The organism is Nostoc cf. edaphicum LEGE 07299 (assembly GCF_015207245.1).
GTDB lineage: Bacteria > Cyanobacteriota > Cyanobacteriia > Cyanobacteriales > Nostocaceae > Nostoc > Nostoc edaphicum_B.
In genome coordinates this window covers 1-3517 of the sequence record NZ_JADEXF010000666.1, presented here as the reverse complement: position 1 = coordinate 3517, position 3517 = coordinate 1, and the positions used below count along the sequence as shown (strand labels likewise).

Sequence of the window (3517 nt, the reverse complement as noted above, 5' to 3'; positions counted from 1 at the left end):
AGAAGATATAAGACAAGATCCAGAATTGATGCCAAAAATTACTGAAATTGATTTACTACAAATAAAAATAATTGATGTGCTGTGGGATGTATATAGTAAGGGTAGATTTAGCTTTCATAAACAAAGAGATATTTTTATCACAGTAGATAAAGACTATGAAACTTTTTGCGAAAATGTTGGATGGAAAGAAAGAGCATTCTTAGGATTATTTTTTCTTGATTTTTTGAGTTGGAAATCAGATAACGATATAATATTTGATATTGATGCTCCTGAAGGACATTTACCTTTTTGGAAGCCTTATATTATTAATCCTAAACAGTTTTTAGTAAGATTGATTGCTTTAGATTCTAAGTAATGTGAAAGAACCTGTGGAAAATAAAGAATTAATAACTGTTTTTAGCGATATTAAGCTCGTTGGAGAGTATGACAGCCGTAGCTTAACCGCAAAGCTAGACCAGATTGGTGAAGGTATCTTAGAACTGTCGGATCGATCGGATCGATCTAAAAGTCCTGATGAACTATTGCGCTTTTTTGGACTGATTAAACAACAGCCCTGGATGCAGACAACCCATCAGTTTGGCTATATCGCGCTGCGACAATCAGGCTCGACAGAGCCTCAAGTGATCGAATATCCAGGGTCGATCGCAGCAGATACAACATTAAAGAACAAACGTATTAATATCCGTCTCGATCGTCTGCGAGTTTATAAATATCCAGGCAGAGGTATTCATAACATTATGGTAAGCTTTGCTGCCCGCAATCAGGTGGCAGATTCTCAGGAGAGTGTGACATTTAGTCAGACTTACCGAGTAGCTGAGGGACAAATGGCCAGTATTGCAGGTTACCCCATTTTTATAGGCTTGAATGTCGGTTCTCAAGGTGTTGCCTTTGAGTGTTCTACCGTCAATGTCAATAATGAAACCGACCAAGCAATTTTAGCCGCTTTAGAATCTCCGCCATTTCAGAGTGGGTTGAGTTTGTTAACGACTGCTCAACCTGCGATCGCCCCTTTCACGGAGATCACGTTAGGAGTGGTGAAAGCACTAGCCCGACGGACTGAAAATGTCCCTGTCCAGAAGTTCTATCTGGGGCTAGATTTTGAGAATGCGGCAATGGGAATTCGGCTCAAAGAAGGCAACTATATTGCTGCACAAGTTCCCAGTGAGACGGCGATCGAATGGCACAAGTGGGAGTATCGACCCGATATCGGTACGATCGTGCATAAAGCAGACCGTTTGGAAACGCTACCCTACAACTATTTAGTGTTTCGGGTCAGTCGCTATGAAGCATAATCTAGCAATGTGTAATTGAGGAATCATTGATATGGCTGAAATATTCAATCATGGTTATGGATTATTGATTGGAGTTGGTGAGTCTGCTTACCCAAAACTGTCCCTACCAGTCACGGTGAAGGATACTCAATCCTTATATGCGGCTCTTATTAACTCCGATCTCTGTGCCTATCCTAACAATGAAGACCACATTCGAGTATTGAACGACGAAAAGGCAACTCGCAGTGAGATATTGGAGGGTTTGAAGTGGTTGAAAACAAAGACAGAAGCTGATTCAGAAGCTACTGCACTGGTCTATTATTCTGGACATGGGTGGCTAGAAACATCTAACAATCATTACTACCTGTTGCAACACAACATCGATCCGTTTGATATTCCGGGTTCTGCCCTGTCATCAGAAGACTTCACCAATGCCTTGCGCCAAATTCAGTCTGAACGCTTGCTAGTTGTTTTGGATTGTTGTCATGCAGCAGGAATGGCAACTTCTAAGGAGGGTGAAGCTGTTGCTCCTCCTAAGTTGCCACCGGGATTTACAGAAGTGCCACCGTTGGAGGCAAAGGGCTTAATTGATGCCCTGAAGCAGGGGAAAGGTAGAGTTGTGTTTACCTCATCTAGAGGTGAGCAAAAGTCCTGGATTAAAGATCAGTTTAACAGTATCTACACCTATCACTTTCTTGAGGCACTGCAAGGGGCAGACAATAAGCCAGGTGATACCGAGGTGCGTGTTTCCAATCTGATGCACTATTTAGGCAAAGCAGTACCTGAAAGTGCTAAGAGACTTCACGGTGCTGAACAAAATCCCTGGTTTGATATGGGGACTGAAGATTTTGTCATTGCCAAGCTTAGGGGTGGTAAGGGGTTGCCTGAGAAAGGATGGGAAGCTGTTAAGCCTGAAGCGACTCAGAAGATTAACCAAATTGCCAAAAATATCTATCAATACGGCAAATATATCATCAATATTCAAAAAGCTGAAGGTATCCATATTGGTGATAAAGCCTAAGCACTTGCGATCGCTTGGGAAAAACAAACGCAAATTGCCTTAAGCCGCTTGAGATGGAAATGCCCTGCTTTTTGCTTGATTTGCATAAGTCCTAAATATTTTGCTCAATAACCGTGCCACTATAGAAAATAGAGCTGCAAATTGAGCAATAGGAAGACTAAAGAACACTGTGCAGATAACATTCTTAGGGACGAGTTCCGGTGTACCCACGCGATCGCGCAATGTTTCCAGTGTCGCTCTGAGATTACCCCAAAGAGCAGAACTGTGGTTATTTGACTGTGGCGAAGGTACTCAGCATCAAATTATGCGGAGTGAACTGAAAATCAGTCAACTCTCCCGAATTTTTATCACCCACATGCACGGCGACCACATCTTTGGCTTGATGGGACTTCTTGCTACTTGCGGCTTGGCTGGCAATGTGGAACGAATTGATATCTATGGCCCACCTGGATTAAATGATTACATTCAATCCGCCTCACGTTATTCCTACACGCATTTTTCTTACCCAATCAAAGTTCACGCCATCCGTCCAGGGATAATTTATGAAGACGATGACTTCACCGTTAGCTGCGGTAATTTGCATCATCGGATTACAGCTTTTGGCTACCGCGTAGCCGAAAAAGACCGAGCCGGACGCTTTGATGTAGAAAAAGCTAAGGCGTTGCAAATTCCTCCTGGTCGGGTTTACGGTCAACTCAAGCGGGGTGAAACAGTTACCCTTGCGGATGGACGGGTGATTGATGGCACCCAATTGTGTGGCCCTACAGAAATCGGTCGAAAGATTGCCTATTGTACAGACACGATTTATTGTGATGGCGCAGTGCAATTAGCTGATGATGTCGATGTATTAATTCACGAAGCAACCTTTGCCCATCAAGATGCAGAGATGGCTTTCCAGCGGTTGCATTCCACAACCACAATGGCAGCGCAAACAGCTTTAGCTGCTGGGGCGCATCGACTGATTATGAGTCATTTCAGTCCCCGCTATGCTCCTGGAAATACCTTGGAGTTGAAGGATCTCCTCAAGGAAGCTCGTGCTATTTTTCCCCGTACTGATATGGCTTACGATTTTATGATTCATGAAGTACCCAGACGACGGGAAGTAGAGTTAACCAAGGTAAGCGTTTAAATTTTGGACTTTCCTGTGGAACGCTACGTGTAGCTTGCTTCCCCGGAAGGGTACGGCTACGCTCAGTCTAACGATTTTAGATTTTAGATTTATTAT

4 protein-coding genes are annotated in these 3517 nt (G+C 43.3%); all 4 read left to right on the top strand.

Translation table 11 applies throughout. The features are described from left to right. Window positions 1–355, top strand: a 355-nt coding sequence (locus IQ229_RS18650; RefSeq protein ID WP_194046262.1) for a GUN4 domain-containing protein, incomplete at its 5' end; no start/stop codon positions are given. A 13-nt stretch (window positions 356–368) separates the two neighbouring features. Beyond that, complete coding sequence (locus tag IQ229_RS18645; protein WP_228013556.1) at window positions 369–1292, top strand: hypothetical protein; 924 nt, start codon at window positions 369–371, stop codon at window positions 1290–1292. 31 nt (window positions 1293–1323) lie between these two features. Beyond that, complete coding sequence (locus IQ229_RS18640) at window positions 1324–2292, top strand: caspase family protein (protein ID WP_194046258.1); 969 nt, start codon at window positions 1324–1326, stop codon at window positions 2290–2292. A gap of 169 nt (window positions 2293–2461) precedes the next feature. Beyond that, window positions 2462–3421 (top strand): ribonuclease Z, encoded by a 960-nt coding sequence (locus IQ229_RS18635; protein ID WP_194046257.1) that lies wholly within the window; start codon window positions 2462–2464, stop codon window positions 3419–3421. Window positions 3422–3517 lie beyond the last annotated feature (96 nt).

Coding starts and splice junctions, on each gene's coding strand:
- IQ229_RS18640 (WP_194046258.1), top strand. CDS start 1,324: ATGGCTGAAATATTCAATCATGGTTATGGATTATTGATTGGAGTTGGT.